Origin of the sequence: Parasalinivibrio latis (genome assembly GCF_036825535.1) — a bacterium.
Lineage (GTDB): Bacteria > Pseudomonadota > Gammaproteobacteria > Enterobacterales > Vibrionaceae > Parasalinivibrio > Parasalinivibrio latis.
Window position 1 is genome coordinate 1,834,254 of record NZ_CP098812.1, and the last position, 18,642, is coordinate 1,852,895.

General features: G+C 46.8%; 16 protein-coding genes. 7 read left to right on the forward strand and 9 right to left on the reverse strand.

The genetic code is table 11. From position 1 onward, the window contains the following. The first annotated feature begins 2 nt into the window (after nt 1–2). Nucleotides 3–413 (forward strand): PPC domain-containing DNA-binding protein, encoded by a 411-nt coding sequence (locus NF212_RS08675; RefSeq protein ID WP_434360702.1) that lies wholly within the window; start codon nt 3–5, stop codon nt 411–413. A gap of 134 nt (nt 414–547) precedes the next feature. Then, the gene (locus NF212_RS08680) at nt 548–805 is read left to right on the forward strand and encodes a hypothetical protein (RefSeq protein ID WP_434360704.1); all 258 of its coding nucleotides are present in this window, start codon (nt 548–550) and stop codon (nt 803–805) included. Here NF212_RS08680 and NF212_RS08685 read toward each other — a convergent pair. From NF212_RS08685 to dcuC, 5 genes are all read right to left on the reverse strand, one after another. Next, a complete protein-coding gene (locus tag NF212_RS08685; protein ID WP_434360706.1) occupies nt 802–1,425 on the reverse strand; it encodes a LysE family translocator in 624 nt (207 codons plus the stop codon). The two genes, NF212_RS08680 and NF212_RS08685, sit on opposite strands and share 4 nt — an antisense overlap. Nucleotides 1,426–1,668: 243 nt before the next feature. Beyond that, nucleotides 1,669–2,895, reverse strand: coding sequence for an NAD(P)/FAD-dependent oxidoreductase (locus NF212_RS08690; protein WP_434360708.1), 1,227 nt, complete (start codon nt 2,893–2,895; stop codon nt 1,669–1,671). 549 nt (nt 2,896–3,444) lie between these two features. Then, nucleotides 3,445–4,734, reverse strand: a complete 1,290-nt coding sequence (locus NF212_RS08695) for a dicarboxylate/amino acid:cation symporter (protein ID WP_434360711.1) — start codon at nt 4,732–4,734, stop codon at nt 3,445–3,447. Between the two features lie 76 nt (nt 4,735–4,810). Continuing rightward, nucleotides 4,811–5,941, reverse strand: a complete 1,131-nt coding sequence (locus NF212_RS08700) for an S-(hydroxymethyl)glutathione dehydrogenase/class III alcohol dehydrogenase (RefSeq protein ID WP_434360713.1) — start codon at nt 5,939–5,941, stop codon at nt 4,811–4,813. 343 nt (nt 5,942–6,284) lie between these two features. Then, a complete protein-coding gene (gene dcuC / locus NF212_RS08705; protein WP_434360715.1) occupies nt 6,285–7,637 on the reverse strand; it encodes an anaerobic C4-dicarboxylate transporter DcuC in 1,353 nt (450 codons plus the stop codon). A 342-nt stretch (nt 7,638–7,979) separates the two neighbouring features. Between dcuC and NF212_RS08710 the strand changes: the two genes are divergently transcribed. Together NF212_RS08710 and NF212_RS08715 are read left to right on the forward strand one after the other, a co-directional pair. Next, the gene (locus NF212_RS08710) at nt 7,980–9,602 is read left to right on the forward strand and encodes a sulfatase-like hydrolase/transferase (RefSeq protein WP_434360717.1); all 1,623 of its coding nucleotides are present in this window, start codon (nt 7,980–7,982) and stop codon (nt 9,600–9,602) included. Further along, nucleotides 9,586–10,503 (forward strand): hypothetical protein, encoded by a 918-nt coding sequence (locus NF212_RS08715; protein WP_434360719.1) that lies wholly within the window; start codon nt 9,586–9,588, stop codon nt 10,501–10,503. Before NF212_RS08710 ends, NF212_RS08715 begins: the two co-directional genes overlap by 17 nt. Nucleotides 10,504–10,930: 427 nt before the next feature. Here the strand turns inward: NF212_RS08715 and NF212_RS08720 are convergent, their stop codons facing one another. From NF212_RS08720 to NF212_RS08735, 4 genes are all read right to left on the reverse strand, one after another. After that, on the reverse strand, nt 10,931–12,208 hold the full coding sequence (locus NF212_RS08720) for a TRAP transporter large permease (protein WP_434360721.1): 1,278 nt from the start codon (nt 12,206–12,208) through the stop codon (nt 10,931–10,933). 4 nt (nt 12,209–12,212) lie between these two features. After that, nucleotides 12,213–12,773, reverse strand: a complete 561-nt coding sequence (locus tag NF212_RS08725) for a TRAP transporter small permease (protein ID WP_434360723.1) — start codon at nt 12,771–12,773, stop codon at nt 12,213–12,215. A gap of 194 nt (nt 12,774–12,967) precedes the next feature. Continuing rightward, on the reverse strand, nt 12,968–13,585 hold the full coding sequence (locus NF212_RS08730; RefSeq protein WP_434360725.1) for an HAD family hydrolase: 618 nt from the start codon (nt 13,583–13,585) through the stop codon (nt 12,968–12,970). 12 nt (nt 13,586–13,597) lie between these two features. After that, entirely contained in the window at nt 13,598–15,007 is a 1,410-nt protein-coding gene (locus NF212_RS08735) for a PLP-dependent aminotransferase family protein (RefSeq protein ID WP_434360727.1), read from the reverse strand. Between the two features lie 214 nt (nt 15,008–15,221). On the opposite strand from NF212_RS08735, the gene doeA reads away from it, so the two are divergent. From doeA to NF212_RS08750, 3 genes are all read left to right on the forward strand, one after another. Next, the gene (gene doeA / locus NF212_RS08740; protein ID WP_434360729.1) at nt 15,222–16,409 is read left to right on the forward strand and encodes an ectoine hydrolase DoeA; all 1,188 of its coding nucleotides are present in this window, start codon (nt 15,222–15,224) and stop codon (nt 16,407–16,409) included. 19 nt (nt 16,410–16,428) lie between these two features. Then, the gene (doeB, locus tag NF212_RS08745) at nt 16,429–17,454 is read left to right on the forward strand and encodes a N(2)-acetyl-L-2,4-diaminobutanoate deacetylase DoeB (protein ID WP_434360731.1); all 1,026 of its coding nucleotides are present in this window, start codon (nt 16,429–16,431) and stop codon (nt 17,452–17,454) included. 109 nt (nt 17,455–17,563) lie between these two features. Beyond that, nucleotides 17,564–18,583: a TRAP transporter substrate-binding protein gene (locus NF212_RS08750; RefSeq protein ID WP_434360733.1), complete on the forward strand. Its 1,020-nt coding sequence runs from the start codon at nt 17,564–17,566 to the stop codon at nt 18,581–18,583. Nucleotides 18,584–18,642 lie beyond the last annotated feature (59 nt).

The window sequence follows — 18,642 nt, forward strand, 5'->3', positions numbered from 1 at the left end:
GAATGAGTAGCATGATTCATGCTTTCCGGTTAACCCGTGGAGCAGACCTGAAAGCGTCGATCCTTGAGGCCGTCAACCAGTTAAATATTTCAGCCGGCTGTGTGCTTTCAGTCGTCGGATGCCTTTCCAAAGCAGGAATCAGGCTGGCAGATGAAACTCAGGAACTTGCACTAGAAGGCCCCCTCGAAATTATCCACCTGTCCGGAACATTAACCCCAGAGCATGTTCACCTGCATATTAGTGTTGCAGACAGGGAAGGGAAAGTAACCGGCGGGCATGTTCTGGAAGGTTGCACAGTTAGCCATACTGCTGAAGTATGCCTGATGGCATTCAATGAGCTGAAATTTTCCCGTGAATTTGACAAATCGACAGGATTTTCTGAGTTAAAAATTCAAACTGACATTCCCTCCTGAGCATCATTCCCAGTTGGTTTCTGTATGTGATTCAATCAATCAGATAGCTTTTACCTTATTTGGTGGAGCCGCATCCAGATGGATATGATAGCATTCTGTCATACAGTTACATTGTCACGTATTAATGTGGAAATATGGGAACATATACTCTGCGCTGCAGCTGCGACCAAGATTTTGATATTGAACGGCTAAAAGATATTTACGAAGAAAAAACGGCATCACAAGCATTAATGAGGGCTGCTGCGAATGTCCCGGAGTTACTGGCAGAAATAGAACACCTTAAAGCCGAGCTTCAATTGGTAAAAGGGCAAAATGAAACCTGGCGGGAAGCCACTGAGGGGTTGTTTTCAAACCTGAAAACACTCCAGAATTTAAAAAATGGGAAGGTTTAGCGACTCGTTGCCAAAAGCGTTGCGCCTGCTCCAGCAAATGTAAAGCCAAACAGGCGACTTAGCCACTTACCAGATTTGGAATTTTGCGTTGTTTTAACGAACACTTTTGCCACCATTGAATATGTCATAAGACAACAAAATGAAAACCCGGTGAAGGTTGCTACAAGCAATGTGAATTGTGGAATCAGCGCACTTTCTGTCGTAATGAACTGAGGGAAAAGTGCAGTGGTGAACAGTATGGCTTTAGGATTGGTGAGGGCAACTAAAATGCCCTGAATAAACAGGGAGGCAGAGTTGCGTTGAATTCCCGCTTTGTGGCTGCAAACGCTGAGGTTAATGCCTTCTCGCCATAGCTTTAGACCAAGATAAAATAGGTAAAGTGCACCTATAATCTTTAGCATTGTAAATGCAATTGATGAGTAGAGAATGAGGGCACCCAGCCCGAGCACTGATCCGGTTGACATAATGAACAAACCGGAAATATTCCCTAAAATGGTGAAGACCGCTCGTCTTGGGCCTAATTGAAGGCTGTGTAGAATGACAAGGAGAATCGCTGGTCCAGGAGTAACAGTTGCTACAAATGCGATAGCACTGAAAGCGAGCCAGGCATTCCATTCCATGGGTAATTACCTATATTTATTGATTCCTTTCAAGCCATGTTAACTAAGTTTTCCAGCCAAAACCAATCTAACGCACTATAACTAGATATTCTCCCGTTTAATTTACCAACTAATTATCATGTTGTTATACCTTTAAATCACTTATTACATCCTTGCATTAAATTCAGACATACTGTCCTGCAGAAAAAAGCCCCGGCTGAAAGGCTGGGGCTTTAAAGAGTCGGACGTCCTTATGGCTGCGTCTTAAATACCGTATGGTTTGAAGACAGACTTAAGCCGTTTAGCAATCATCAGCCGTGATACCGTAAATACGCCAGATACGGTACGTTGGTGGAGACGGAAAATGGTGTCATAAAGGCGTCGAATAACACGGCCTTGAAGAACCAGTTTTCCTTCCATTTTTGTGCCGGGTGCAAATGTACCAACGGCAAAGTGGTGACCGACAGCTACCAGCATTCCGCTGTCATGGAACACAAAATCAGTGAGTGGTTTGCCACGTAGGTGTTGACCAAGGCTTTTTGCTAAATGAACCGCTGCCCGGTTTGCTGCCTGTGCTTTCGGTGGAACAAAGCTGCCGTCTGGTTGAGGGATTGCAGCACAATCACCAAGCGCAAAGATGCAATCGTCGACTGTAGTTTGCAGGGTAGGTTTCACCTCAATCTGATTCATTCGGTTGTAGCTAAGACCACCTACATTACGCAACCAGTCCGGTGCTTTGACCCCTGCAGCCCAAAACTGAAGGTCAGCCTTGAGACTGCGATTGTCGACAGTTTCCATACCTGCTTCAGTCACTTCGCGGATACGGGTTTCCAACAATACATTTATGCCATTACGTTCCAGTTCTTTAAGTACCTTTCCCGACATCTTTTCCGGGCTGTTTGGCAACACGCGACCGGCAGCCTCAATCAGGTTAATGGACAACGTAGAGGCGTTATAACGTTTCAGTTTTTTGCTTACGCGGGCAAGTTCTGCGGCCAACTCGACACCCGTTGCACCGGCTCCGACAATATTAATGGTACGGTCAACGCCATCGCGCAGGATGCTGCTGACTTTGTGCCATGCCATACGTGCTTCATTGGCAGAGTCCAGGAATACACAATTATCTTTCGCCCCAGGGGTATTGAAATCATTGCTGATTGCACCAATGCAAACGACCAGGTAGTCATAGTTGACTGCGCATTGTGTACCATCCGGACGACGCACGCTGACTTGTTTGTTTTCACGGTCAATATCCGTCATTGCTGCCTGGTAGTGCTGATAGCCGTGGCGGGCTCCATGAGTGAAATAACAGACAGTATCCAGGTCACTGTCAAAGGTGCCTGCCGCAATTTCATGAAGACGTGGTTTCCAGTAGTGATGGGTTTCCGGTTCAACAAGGATGATTTCATCTTCCTTCCGAACAGCCTTACCCAGTAAGGTCGACAGTTCGATACCGGCAGCGCCGCCGCCTACCACAACGATTCGTGACATATAAAAGCCTCATAAAATGTTGATCGCCTGGCACACTGCCAAACGACAAAAAATTCTTTGCGCTATCCGGCGCTGTCAGATTCAGTCAATTGAAATGAGCCGCAGAGCGGCCGGGTGTTGCAGCAAGGGCGGTTTGGGTTTTGGCTGACCTTACGCCTGTGTCTTCATCAGTTAAGTACCGGAGGCTGAGTTATATGTTCTTGGTGCCTCAAGCGTTTTTTGTGCACACATATTCACTTTAATGTGTACACATACTATTTTTAGTAATTGTGTGATGAATGACGCATATATATGACTATAAGTCTCTTGAAAGTTCAATTTATCACGTGAATATAACCAGCAAATTTGAATCAAGTGTTCATAGTTTCAGCGTTTCGGTGTTATCTGGCTGGGTTATGCTCAAAACTGTCTCTTTGTTATCGAACTTTATTAGTCATGCAGTGACAAAAAAGGAGACAGCTTGAGTAGTATTCATGTCAGCTAAACCAAAGTCAGGTTTTGCATAAATTTGCTCTCACCCCAGATATTCCCCGGTCACGGGCACTCGGTCTATTGACGGACTGATGGATAGTGCACTGGTTTTAACCTGGAATCAGTGGGTTGTGTCCATCTGTCCACCACCAGCGCTGCAATCAAATCACCTTCAACATTGACTGCAGTCCGGAACGTGTCGAGAGGTCTTTCGATAATCAGAAGTATAGCGATTGCCTCGAACGGGATCCCGGCGGCAAGGAGGACCAACTGCATTCCAGACATAGATCCGGATGGCATTCCCGGTGCACCGAGTGAAGACACCATAGCCATGATGAAAATCATCACTAAGCCGGTCGTTCCCAGGTCAACACCATACAGTTGAGCCAGAAAAATTGCCGCTACACCTTCAAAAAGAGCTGTACCATCCATATTCATGATTGCACCCAGCGGTAGCACCATGCTCCTTGTTGGCTGGGAGATGCCAAGATTTTGCTCCGCGACTTGAAGCGAAAGAGGGAGTGTTGCGGAACTGGATGAGGTAGCGAATGCCATTGCCATTGGTGATGCAATTGCCCTAAAGAGCTTTTTAAATGAGATACCTGTAGCGAGCTTGGCAATACCCGGTAATACGACAAGGCCGTGAACTGCTGTTAAAACAAAAACAACCAGTGCGAAGGTTGCCAACTCACTCCATATCCGGTTTCCTCCTGCAATAGAAAAATCAAAGACAATGGCAAATACGGCAACGGGGGAAAACTTCACAATGCTGCCTACCAGCTGGTTTAGTGCTTTGTTTACGCCCTCAATAACCGAAAAAACGGGATGGTTGCTGGGAACTGCCGCAAGAAGTGACAACCCCAGAAAAACAGAAAACGTCACAATGGCAAGCAGGTTAGTTTCTGCCAGTGCTTTGACTGGGTTTACCGTCGCTAAATCAACAAGTTTTGTGACAATGCTTGCCAGTGGCGCAGAGCTCCCATCTATAAGTTGAACCCCCGGTGCGAGTGTTACACTGGTAATATCCGGCATTGGCGGCCACGGAGGTAATGCCAGGGAGACGCCAAGACCCAGCGCAATGGCAAGCACTGAGGTGAGGGTATAAAAAGCGATGGTTTTCATACCAAGCGACCTGAACCGAACCATGCTACCAATTCCTGATATTCCCTGTAGCAATGAAAACAGTACGACCAACCCGACCACCATTTTCAGCAAGCCGATGTAGGTTGTTTTCAGCACCATCAACAGTACAAACCAGGATGAGTGTTCAATATTTGGTGTAGCACCCATGAGCCCGGCCAGTATCCAGGCCACCAAGCCAGCAGTAGCAAGTTGAAAGGGAAGGGACATTACTATTCTTGTTTTCATTTTGTGGTCCGTTGTCGTTGCTGCAAAAAAGAACAGCCTCCGGGGAGGCTGTTTCTGATAACGAAAAAGACAGGTGTTACTTGTTGTAATGGATAACAGTGCGGATGCTTTCGCCCTTATGCATCAGTTCAAATGCTTCGTTTATTTCATTCAGGCCCATTGTGTGGGTAATGAAATCATTGAGCTTGAACTCGCCTGCCATATAACGCTCTACAATTTCAGGCAGTTCAGAACGGCCTTTTACACCACCGAATGCAGAACCGCGCCATACTCGACCGGTTACCAGCTGGAACGGACGGGTAGAGATTTCCTGACCAGCACCGGCAACACCGATAATTACAGATTCTCCCCAGCCCTTATGACAGCATTCCAGGGCAGAACGCATAACGTTTACGTTACCGATACATTCGAAGGAGAAATCAACGCCACCATCAGTAAGCTCAACAATGACATCCTGAATCGGCTTGTCGTACTTGGTAGGGTTGATGCAATCAGTCGCGCCAAGTTGTTGTGCCAGTTCAAATTTGCTTTCATTGATATCAACGGCAATGATGCGGCTCGCCTTTGCCATTTGGGCTCCGATGACAGCAGAAAGGCCAATGCCACCCAAGCCAAAGATAGCAACAGTGTCACCTTCTTTAACTTTTGCTGTGTTAAGCACTGCACCCATACCAGTGGTAACACCACATCCCAGCAGACAAACCTCTTCCAGTGGTGCTTCTTTATTTACTTTTGCCAGCGAAATTTCAGGCAGGACGGTGTACTCAGAAAACGTTGAGCAGCCCATGTAATGGAAAATTGGCTGTCCGTCTTTATAGAATCGGGTAGTACCGTCAGGCATCAGTCCCTTGCCCTGAGTTTCACGAATCTTCTGGCACAGGTTGGTTTTGCCTGACTTGCAGAATTTACATTCGCCACATTCCGGGGTGTACAGCGGAATAACATGGTCTCCAACTTGTACACTGGTGACACCTTCTCCAACCATTTCAACAATGCCGCCACCTTCATGACCCAGAATGGCAGGGAAGATCCCTTCAGGATCATCGCCTGACAGGGTGAATGCATCAGTATGACAAACGCCGGTTGCGATAATGCGTACAAGTACTTCCCCGGCTTTTGGCAGCATCACATCCACTTCTTCAATAGACAGTGGTTGGTTAGGGCCCCAAGCTACAGCTGCTTTGGATTTAATAAATTGTTCAGTCATTTCTCTACCTTTATTCTTTTAACCGGCACCGTGCCGGCTGTGCGCTTTGGCAATACGGGAAGCCAATTAAGCGCCTCCGTTTCGATGGGGGGCATTCTATTGATTTCTTATCCGTTGATAATCGGCCTAATGCGTAAATGACTTTTACAGATCAGTAAAAATCCAGCGGGGAAAAAGGGTGGATTGTTACACCCAGTAAATAGTTGCCTGCAGTCGAAAGGGGGGCTGGAGCAAGAAAATTAGGTGGGAAAGTTTAGTTCAGGTACCTGATATAAGGTTAAGGCCCAAAGGTTTCGGTAAAGCACCCGCCAGGAAAGGCGGGCGCTGGGATGGTTTGGGTATATCAGGCAGGTACCATTACTGCTGTAGCAATAATCACAACGACAGTACCAACCAACACTGGAACAGATGTACGTTTTACCACCTCAAATGGTGAAAGCTTTGCCATACCTGATGTAGCCACAATAACGCCGGATACCGGTGAAACGGTTCGGCCTAGGTTTGAAGCCTGCAACATTGGGATAATCAGGAATGCTGGGTTGATACCCATTTTAGCGGCTAATGGCGGAATAAGTTCCACAAAGGCATAGAACGGAGCGTTTCCGGATCCAGTAGTCATCGCAGCCAATGTGGTGATTACAACGAGCAGCAACATCATGGCAATTCCGCCGGTTCCGGCCAATTCGGCCAAATGTAGAAGTTGATCGATGAAACCGACCGACATCAGGCCATGAGCAAAAACACCGGCGGCAACCAACAACATCACTACGCTGGAGAATGCGTCTGCCATCCCTTTGTAAGCCTGCTCAAGCCCGTCAAATACTGGCTTGATATCAAACCGCCGGGCAAACTCGATCATTGCAGATGTGGTCATGCAAATAACCAGGATCGTTATAATGTCGAGCTTCGGCGCGATATCCCCGTTGAAAACCAGAACTCCGGCAATTGGGGTAAACGGAAGCAAGGCATAGAAGGATGGGGCATCTGTGTGTATCTCATTGACGTCCAACACTTCATGTTTAACGCCTTCTTTGTTGTCCAGGTAGCGTTGCCAGAAATAGTGTGCAACGGCCATAGCAAGAATAGCGACAATGGAAATTGGTAAAGTGGTCTTAAATGCAAAGTCGATCAGCTCCATCCCGGACGCTTTGGCTGCAATCACCACATCCCCGGAGGTAGGTGCAAGAATAATGGCCGCTGGCGACGCACAGATCGCAGTGGCTGCACCACGGCTGATTCCCATATTCACCATCAGTGGGAACAGTGTTGCCATGAGAAGCACACCAAGGCCGGTAGCGGATGAAACCGCGAGAGACATCAGGCAGGCCACAAAGTAGGTTGCCACCATGAGGATGTAGGGAGACTTGATAACACGCAGTGGGCGGGATGCCAGTTTAACAACCATGTCATTGGCGCCGATATAGCTCATATATGTCGCGAAGCCACACAACACCATAATCATCATGCCAAGGCCGCCACCACGGTTTTCAAGCAGCCATTTAACGTACAGGAATATGTCTGTTGAAACATGCCCTGAGGACTGAATTGCACCAGGTAACACCTGTTTACCGAGCAACGCAGTTATAGCCAAAAGCACTAAACCGCCAGTTAGTAACACTCCAGTAGCGGAGTAACCTTTAAATATGTAGCGCCCAACGACAATGGCCACTACCAAACCAATCAAAAGCTCCATCACATCGACTTCCAATAGCGAATTTATCTGAAATAATTCTATATATAGATATATATACCTTAACAGGCGGTCACATCTTTCCACGCGACAGTGTTTTGGTATTGATCTGGCGCATAAATTAATCCAGATAAATCACTGCAAGAAATCTTATGTGATGTTTGTCACCTTTCTTGATTTACCGAAATGAGTTTTTGTCATTCTGACATGCAAAATCCAATGTTTACTCAGATTGAGGAATTTAAAGACCCCAAAGTATGAATTTTTAGCTCTTTTCGCATGGAATGCTCTTTGCAAAGACTCTGACACAACGTGATTTGAAAACGCATGATTGTTGGAGGCCGGTTTATGCTCGGAAGCAGTGAAAAACTGAAGGTGTTTACCGGGGTGATGCCGTTCTTTTACCCTTGGTTGGTTTTACCGTACACCTTTACGCTACTCGATACCTATTTCTTCATATTGAACCTGCTTGTTGCATTATGGTGTCTGAGCATCAGTGGCCTTCCGGGTCTGCTTATTCGGGGAATGGTTTGGGCGTCGGTTATTGTGGCGGTAGTATCCATTTTGGTGACAGGGGGAATGCTAACCACAGGGGCTTTCCATTCTATCCTTCTTACTAGTTCTTCTGAAATATATGGCTATTTTTCATTGGTTTACTGGCCATCAATGACTGGCGGCATTGTGATGCTGGTTATCTGTGGCGTCTGGTTCCTTAAAGGGGAAGGCAACGAATATTTCGCAAATCACAAAGGTGTATTATCCGCATCCCTGATTATGATGTTGGTACTTTTACCGGTGTTCAAAGCCATTAAGGACAGCGATTTTGTCCAGACGATAGGCAAGGATCCGGTTAATCTGCTCTACGCATTCAGCGATATCCCTGCATACAATCTGTATCGGGTTGCCACAGTCTCATTTAGAGAACGATACCTTAGCAAAGAACCATACGGTACGGAGCTTCCAAGCCACGTCGATACGGCTTCACTGGTGAATTTACCTGAAAAAATCATCCTTATTCTGGGTGAGTCTTCGCGACAGGACGCTTACTCTCTTTATGGTGAAAAAATCAACTCTTCACCCAAGCTCCTCAGCCGTTACAAGGCGTCGGCACCTGGCCATTTTGCCCGTATTAGTAAAGTGTTTGCGCCTGCGCCAAACACACGGGAATCGATACCTCGTTCACTTTCATTTTCCACAGTGACAGGCAACCTTGCCCTCGGACTTCCGTATAAAACTATCCCCGCTATCTTGTCTGAACAAGGCTACCGAACCGTGTGGGTCACAACACAAACTCTGTACACCCGATGGGACACCTTCACTGCAAAGATTGCGACCAGTTCAGACAGAATTGTTCACAGTTCAGCTGATGGGACTCCTTGGACTGATATCAAAGCAGCCGAGGCAGTACTAAGTGAACTTAGCCAACCAGGAAAGCAATTTGTCGTCCTGCATCTTTCAGGTGAACATGCGGACTACAGAATCCGGAACAATGAATTAATACCTAAGGAAAACACGGACGAAATAAGGCGACAGGCTTCCGGAAAAGAGAATATTGATGACAAAAAGCTGAACTACCTGGCTTCAGTTCACCTGACTGATTCAATCATCGATTCCATCATGGACTTTGTTGAAACCAAAGCGGAAAACGGTCTGGTGATTTATTTTTCAGATCATGGAGAAGTCATCGGGAAAGGGCACGGATTATTGCCAATCCAGCTAGAAGCTGAACTTTCGATTCCATTTGTTATATCCGGGCGGTATTCGGGAAAAATGGAGAAAATAATCGATGCTTACCGGGACGAAGAATACAACATCTTCAATACGGACTTCTTCCCTGAGGTTTTGATTCAAACGTTGGGTGGGGAGGTGATAGTACCAGAGGAAGCAAGCACGTTGACGTATTTTTCCATTGAAGGATTTCCACAAACAGTAAAAGACGAAAGGGAGAGGTATTATGCGTCGAAACTTTGAATTGGCAGTGCCGTTCCTTCGGCCATTAATCATCTCTTTTGTGTTTTTAATTATATTATTTCAATTGGTTATGCTCATTCCGACACTTAAGCCTATTAAAGTGTTTTCGACATATTATGTCTGCCGAGTTGTCGAAGTTTTTGGTATGGGCGTCGAGTGCAGTACGTTGCCTACGGTTAAGGTCATGCCTCCAGTAAAGACAGACGCTATTACCCTGGGTGTTGAAGAACCAAGAGAATTGGAGATCTTTTTTAATAACTATACGTTACCGGGTCACGTTTATGCCCACAGAACAAATTCAGAACAGCGGGCGAGGGTATATAGCAAATACTACAGCGCCTTTGAAATAGATGCAGTATGGGATGGAGAAAAAGGTGTACTGGACATTTTTCACTGGCCTGAATACCAGTCTATAAACTTTCATTTCAATCAGCTTCTGGAGTCTGTCCCTAAAGGCAGCAAAATCTGGGTCGACCTAAAAAATCTAGGACCAGCTAATGCAGATGATGTAAGGCTCTATCTAAATGACCAGCTTGCCGTATCAGGTGGATTTTCAAAACAAGACATCATCATCGAAGCAAAGAATCCTCATGCATTAGCAATGATGACTGGCAGCGGGTATAAAACGTCTTACTATCTGCCGGCACATGCTGAGATAGTGGGATGTGAAGACAATCAGCTTACTGTTGATGTCATCCAACACATTCAGTCGATGCCTTTGGATTACATATCATTCCCGTACACCCAACAGAAATATGTAGACCAATGCATCATCCCACAAACCGGTGACATAGCTCAGTTATCGTGGGGAGGTTTGCCGTTTGCTATTCCAGATGGCGCTCTTGAGCGGTACAAAGCATATATCGTCGATCATTCTGTTGTATTGAAAGATGCAATCTAAACTACATTCTGTTCAAGCAGCGAGAGATTTCAGCCAACGAGCAAACAGTGCGTGACCTTGAGAGTTCGCAATTGGAAGCCTTGGTAGAATAAGAGCGTTAAGAATTCCAGGGAATTTCCTTGCTGTTAAAGATATACCACTGAGTACGCATTATGTATATTATGTTAAATACGATATGCAGCTACGCCAAATACTACTTCCTTCTGCTTATCAGTAGCTTCCCTTTCTTCTTTCGATGCGTTGCAATGCGATATGCATTAAACATAATTGTATTTACCATAAAATAGCTAATAAACATCCTTTTCAGTACTACTGCAAATTTCAGTTTGCCTGGTACTGCAAAGTCTTGTTGATTAGCGAAACACAAAGAAGCCGGTGTTTGGGCGTCAGCTTCTTTGTCTATCCGCTGGACCGTCGGGAGATTCTTCTACCTGAAGGCCAAATCTCTTAGAAACAACGCGATTTGTGGGAAGAAAATCAACGACACTGACACCAACAGCAGGATTATTACGAATGGCGGCGTGCCGCGTACTACTTCTACATATGGTCGTTTGAATACGGCTATTGCTGTGAAAATGTCACATCCAAATGGCGGCGTCGCAGATCCTATGGCTGCCTGCAATGTCACAATTGTCCCCACCAATACCGGGTCTACGCCAGTGGCTTTAATCACCGGGGCAAAAATTGGGATCAGGATGAGCATCACTACAATCGGGTCTACGAACATACACCCGATAAAAAATGCAATTGAGATTATAACCAGCAACTCAATCTGCCCGGCTTCAGCAATTCCTATTGCTCCCAAGAGCTCCTGTGGGATCCTGGCAAAAGAAATCACCCAGGAAAATGCAGAACCGGCTGCAACCAGAATAAATACCACCGCTGTTATCAGCCCAGTCGAAAGCGCAATATCACCCAGCTCTTTCCATTTCACTTCACGAAACACCACCATCTCAAGAATAATGGCGTATAACACCGAAACAGATGCTGCTTCTGTGGGGCTGAAAATACCCGCGTAGATGCCGCCAATTGTGATTATCGGAAAACCGAATGGAAGCAATGAGTGACGAAATGCAGCCCACCGCTCCGGCCATGTAGCCTGCACCGCATTACGGACTTTTTCGCGGCCTGCATAGAAATAACAGTATGCGGAAAACAACACCATGATAAGCAATGCGGGCCCGATTCCGGCAATAAACAACTCGGCAACGGATGTACCGGACACCACGCCATATACAATCATCCCAATGCTTGGGGGAATCAAAAGCGCAAGATCGGATGCATTGATAATGAGTGCCAGCGCAAAACTGTCTTTGTAGCCATATTCCAGCATTTTCGGCCTCATGATTGAGCCGATTGAGACGACTGTGGCTTGAGTAGAGCCAGAAACGGCGCCAAACATTGCACAACTCAGGGATGACGTAATTGCCAGCCCCCCTCTTATATGGCCGACAAACGCCATTGCAACATCCAGTAAACGCTTGGCCGCAACGCCTCGGGTAATGATGTCAGCAGCCAGAATAAACATAGGTACTGCAATAAGAGCGGCTGGCTTTATACCTGCTAACATTTGCTGAACGATAAAATCCGGGCTCATACCGAAAAAGAAAAGGAAACCGATCAGTGCTGCAGCAAGCAGCGGAACCAACATTGGAAATCCTGCAGCTAATAAAACGATCATTGTAACAATCAGTACAGTTGTCATGATGTTATCTCTCCCTGTCTTGATTGTTATGACCGCCCTGCACTTCCTCTACCTCCGTATGTATTTGTGGAGGCGCTTTTTTTCCGAGAAAAACAAGAATGCTGTCGATACCGTGGCGAAAGAATTGTACTGACGTGAATGCGAGCCCTACAGGGACAACGGCATATACATAATGTAGTGGAACCTGCATTGCTGGTGATAAACGCCCCATCCTGCCGACTTTCATCAAATATTCAACGGCATACCAGGTAAGTAATGCCAACATGGCACAAGTAACAAAATTGATGATTGCTGTTGCCAATGCACGCTGTTTTCCTTTCAACATATCAAGGAAAGCTGACATGCTAATGTGGCGGGATTGCCGGGCTGCATAACTGCTGCCTGAAAATGTCACGGCAATAATGAGGAAATAATTAAGCTCTTCAGAAAAATAAATGCTTTGGCTGAATAGGTACCTTCCTAAAACATTTGCTATTGAATTCAATGCAATAAGTAATATACCAGCAATAAGGATAAAGGCCTCAGCCCTTCGAATCGCCTCGTCAACCATGCTAATCCATCGCATTACTTCCCCCCTCAAAGTGTTTGGGAGCTGGATATATCCATCTATGTTAACAAAACGTTATCGCATCCATTTGAATCATGTCAATTGTCATGGATGATGAGATTTTCTGAATTGTTATTGTCTTGCAGAAAAAGAAAAAACCAGTCCCCAAGTAATAAGTGACTGGTTTTTTATGAGGAAGGCTGGCGCGATGACTATGCCAATCCAGTCAGCCTGCGAATTTTTTGGTAACAGGCTGCAGTTCGTTTGAAGTGGACAGTTTGGATACCTTTCGCAGTGGCGGCGGAAATATTCGGCTCCATATCATCAATAAATAACAGTTGAGCAGGCAACTTACCTGTATTTTCAATCAAGAGATCAAATATCTTTGATTCAGGTTTAACCATTTTGACTTGGCCAGAAATGATGGTGCAGTCGAAATTTTTAAAAAAAGCACGTTCCTTCAGATAGTCGTATGTTTCCACCGACATGTTGGATAAGCAGTGCATGCGTACACCGTTAGCTTCCAGTTCACTGATGAGGGCCAGTGTCTGTGGAATGTTACTCAGTGACGTTTTGGCCATCTCAAAACAGGCTAAAACCTTCTCAGCCGGTATACCTGTTTCGGCAACGATTCTCGGCAGAATTTCCTGCTCTGTCGTCATCCCTTTATCCAGTTCAAGCCAATAACCTGTGCCTATAAATGCCGAAAGCAATTGTGATTTTTCCTCTTCACTATCGGCTACAGATTCGGCAATTCCCTCGGGATCCCAGTTCACCACCACGTTTCCAAGATCAAAAACAACGTCCACTGAAAGGGTTTTATCATTCATATTGTTCTCTCTTTACAGAAGGAAATGGCTGGGTGGCGGAGAACTGTGAATGATATCCGCCACAACCCCGAGTCCTTGTCGGATATACTCACGATTAGACTCGGCACCCAAACTAAGGCGTACACACTTAGGTTGGTCACTGTTATCAATAACGAATGGCCGGTAACTGGTAATTTTGACACCAGAGCGACTGGCTGCGCCTAACAATTCTTCAGAATGCCAACCTTCTGGAAGATTTAACCAGATGTGCTGGCCGTTAGGATGTGACGTAAAACTGAAATCGGAAAGAATGTCCCTTGCCATGGCCTGGCGGACGCTAAATTCCTGCTGCTGAAATTGAATAAGTTTGTTTATGGTGCCGTTAGCAATCCACAGGGAAGCAATTTCAAACGGAAGTGGCGTAGCGGTCCAACTGGTTGCAGCAAGACGCCCAATCGCATGCTGCATCATATGCCTCGGCACCACCAAATACCCGGTGCGAAGTCCAGGAGCAACGGTCTTTGTCAGGCTGGTGACATAAAAGGCCAGTTCCGGGATAAGACTGGAAAGTGGAGGTACTCTGTCTGGCTCAAGCGCACCGTAAACATCATCTTCTATAACTGTGACGTTGTAACGAAGGGCTACTTCTGCAATCGCTTCCCTCCTCGCCAGATCCATATGCGCACTTGTCGGGTTTGCCATACTGGGGGTGCAGTTCAACGCTGCAATTTTTTTGGTCTGACACGCCTGTTCGAATGATTCTGGCAAGATGCCCTTTTCATCAGATTCCAAGGGATGGAGTTTAAAGCCAAAGATCCTTGAACGGGAGATCAGTCCATGGTCCACAAGACGACCACAAGCCATGGTGTCCCCCTGGTTAACCGCTGAACTCAGAGCAAGTGCCAGGCCGTGACTGGCTCCGTTAGTCAGTAACAGTCGCTCGTGCTCCACCATCAGAGATTGTGACGACAGGTAATGCTGACCCGCTTCAATGTGATGGCGCTGGCCGGCAACGGGTTTGGCCGCTCCGATAAGGGGCTCATTGTTTTTTTGTCCTGCGATTTGAATGAGCGCTTCATTGAACAGCTGGGTATGTTGCTCTGTAAAAACGGGATGCGCGATAGACATATCTATCTCATCCTGTGATGTTTTTACCTCTTGAGCCAGCATAAACTCCGTCTCTTTCGTGTCATCGACTGCATCTTTGCAGACAAATGTTCCGCTGCCTATCCACGCCTCAACAACGCCTATCTTTTCGGCATGAGCATAAGCGTTACTGACCGTCTGGACGCTTACGCCAAGCTGTTCTGCTAATTCCCGGTGTGTAGGAAGCCTGGTGCCGGGAAGCAGGCTACCGTTACGCACGGCTTTTATGATTTCTTCAGAAATCGAAAGGTACTTTGGTACCCCTTTTTTTATGATCGGATTTAACAAAATTGTCATAGCACAATAAATCTGTTGAACATTTAACCAACATTAGTGTAATCCTATGGCGGAAACAAGTTAGGACAATCAGATGTTTTTGTGTCACATCTTCAACAATTGTCATGAATGTGCTGACTATACTCACTAAAAGTGCGTAACAAAACGGTGATTCGGTACCACAACGTCCCTGTTAGCCCGGTTGGCTGCAGCTGAGTTTTAGAGGAGCAGTATTATGAGAGGCGTTGCCATGCATTTTTCGCTGGAGGAATACCAGCATCGGTTGGCTAAAGTCCGAACTTCCATGGAAGAGAAAGATCTGGACTTGCTGATTATTACTGACCCTTCCAATATGTCTTGGTTAACGGGATACGATGGCTGGTCTTTCTACGTTCCTCAATGCGTAGTGGTAAGTATGACTGGCGAACCGGTTTGGTTTGGGCGCAGCCAGGATGCTAATGGTGCATTCAGAACTGTGTATATGGCAGGAGAGAACGTTACCTACTACCCCGATCACTATGTAATGAACCCCCCGTTTCATCCAATGGAATACCTCGCGAACTATGTTCTGACCGAGCGCCTCTGGGATCGCGGGCGCATTGGTGTCGAGAAGGATAACTACTATTACAGTGCTGCTGCACATGAAGCCTTATCAGAAAATCTTCCGAACGCTTCCATTCTCGATGCAACTGGCCTTGTAAACTGGTGTCGGGCAGTTAAATCCGAACAGGAACTTTCCTATATGTACGTGGCGGCGCGCATCGTTGAGAACATGCACCGCGTCGCGTTTGACATGATAGAACCCGGGCTTCCCAAGCATCTTCTCGTCGCTGAAATCAACCGGCATGCAGTGATGGGACATGAAGGCCATTACGGTGATTACGCCGCCATTGTTCCCCTGCTGCCATCCGGCTCCGATGCTGCCGCCCCGCACCTGACCTGGGATGATCGCCCATTTCAGAAAGGAGAAGGAACGTTTTTCGAGATAGCCGGAGTGCACCGGCGATACCACTGTCCGTTGTCCCGCACTATTTTCCTTGGCCACCCGGACGACAAATTTATTCGGGCTGATGAAGCACTGACCGAAGGGCTGGAAGCGGGCCTCATAGCGGCTAAGCCCGGTAACACATGTGGTGATATTGCCCGGGCTCTGAACAGTGTTATGGAAAAACATGGTATTGACCGAAACGGCGCAAGATGTGGCTACCCTATCGGCCTGAGTTACCCACCGGACTGGGGGGAAAGAACCATGAGCCTTCGTGAAACTGACAACACCCTCTTAGAGGAAGGCATGACATTCCATTTTATGCCTGGCCTGTGGCTTGACCATTGGGGCATGGAAACGACGGAAAGTATCGTCATTACCTCAAGTGGCGCCCGGACACTATGCGATTTCCCGCGGCACTTATTTATTAAGCACTGATGCAGTAAAGGACGTAACAATGCAGGAAGCAAAACAACCTTCAGCCATTTCAGCAACGGTTGATTTTGACCAGGATGGTACCCAGCACGGTTTTTTGAAACTGCCCTATTCCCATGACGGTTCCGCATGGGGCTGCATCATGATCCCGGTTTCCACATTCAAAAATGGAAGCGGCCCGACTGCGCTGCTCACCGGAGGGAACCATGGTGATGAATATGAGGGTATCACGTCACTTTTGAAGCTCACGCATTCACTTAAACATGAGGATATTCACGGACGGGTAATCGTTGTACCGATGATGAACCATCCGGCTGTCGAGAACGCCTCCCGGACCTCACCCATCGACAAAGGGAACTTAAACAGAGCGTTTCCAGGAGATCCGGTTGGTACCGTGACGGAAAAAATTGCGGACTATTTTACCCGTTACCTGGTTCCGCTTTGCGATTTCGCTTTGGATATCCACTCTGGAGGCAAAACACTCGATATTCTGCCCTTTGCGGCAGCCCATCGTCTTCCCAATCCGGAGCAGGAAGCAAAATGCATTGAGGGTGCCCGGTTATTCGGTGCACCGTACAGCATGATTTTGCTCGAAATGGACGCAACAAGCCTTTATGACACGGCAGTTGAGAAGCAAGGCAAAGTGTTTGTCACTACGGAACTGAGAGGCGGAGGTTCAAGTACCCCAGAGTCTATTGCCTATGCAGATACCGGAATACGAAATTTCCTGCGCTACGCAGATATATTACCGGGGGAATATGAAGTGCCGGATACCCCACCCCGTTTGTTGGATATGCCTGACGCCCAGTGTTATTTGCAAAGTGAGCACAAGGGAATCATTGAGTATCACTGCTCCCTCGGCCAATGCGTTCAGGCGGGTCAATGTATTGCCAGTATTTACTCAACGGAGCGCACCGGACAGGAACCTTTTCACTATTACGCTCAACGGGATGGCGTGCTGGCAGCCAGGCGTTACCCCGCATCAGTAAATATGGGAGATACCATCGCGGTTGTTGCCGAGGACTGTGGGCCTCATTGCCACCAATAGCCGCTCTTCGCTGGTCTATGGATTAAGGCCAGCTCACCGTGGGATGGCAGCGATAGTCAGATGTTGCTGCCGCCCTGTCATTCATCCTGGAATTTAACAGGTGACTTCAATGAAATGGACAAAAAAACATCTGAAGAAATTATCGTCTGCTGCTGTTTTAACTGCTGGGCTGTTTTCTGGCGGTGCTCTGGCTGAGACATGGAAATTTGCGCTGGAGGAGATTCAGGGTTCGGTACAGGATGCCTATGCTCAGCAGTTTAAAAAGCTTGTTGAAAGCAAATCCGGTGGAGACGTTACCGTAGAGGTTTATCCCTATGGCACATTGGGGCAATCGGAAGACCTCACGGAGCTGACAGCCAACGGTATTTTGCAATTCACTCACGCCTCCCCGGGAATCTTCGGATCATTCGTGCCGGAAATGCAGGTGTTCTCCATTCCTTATTTGTTATCTCAGGACAATGAGGTCAATAAAAGAGTGCTTGGCTCAAGTGAGACAATTTATAAAACACTTGGCGGCAAACTTGAGCCGAAGAACCTTAAACTTCTGACGATGTACCCTGAAGGGGAAATGGTCTGGACAACCAACCGCGAGATCCGTAACCCTGAAGATTTTGACAACTTTAAGATGCGTGTCATGGCCTCGCCAATGCTGGTTGAAGCATATAAATCATTTGGTGCGGATCCTACGCCACTTCCTTATTCAGAAGTTTACGGTGCTTTGCAGCTGAAAATGGTCGACGGACAGGTAAACCCTATCTTCGCCATCGAAGAGATGAAGTTTTATGAAGTGACAGATTACATGATTTGGGCCGGCCAACAGCAATTCACTACCACTGTGATCACCAATAACGAATGGTACCGTTCGTTACCGGAAGAGCGTCAAAAGCTGGTCAGTGATGTGGTTTCTGAGATGAATGATTACATCTTTGCCAAGCAAGATGAATTCAACGCTGCACGTCTTGAAAAAATCAAGAAGGCCAAACCAGAAATGAAGATGGTCCAGCTGACTGAAGAGGAAAGATCGGTATTTAAGGAAGCGTCCATGTCACTTCGTGAAAAGTACGTAGACCTTGCTGGAGACAGCGGGAAACAGGTTCTGGAAGCGCTCGAAGCTGAGTTTAATCAATAACCGCCTTAAACCTTGGCCGGTTCCTTTTAGGACACCGGCCTACCATTTTTTACTAGGCT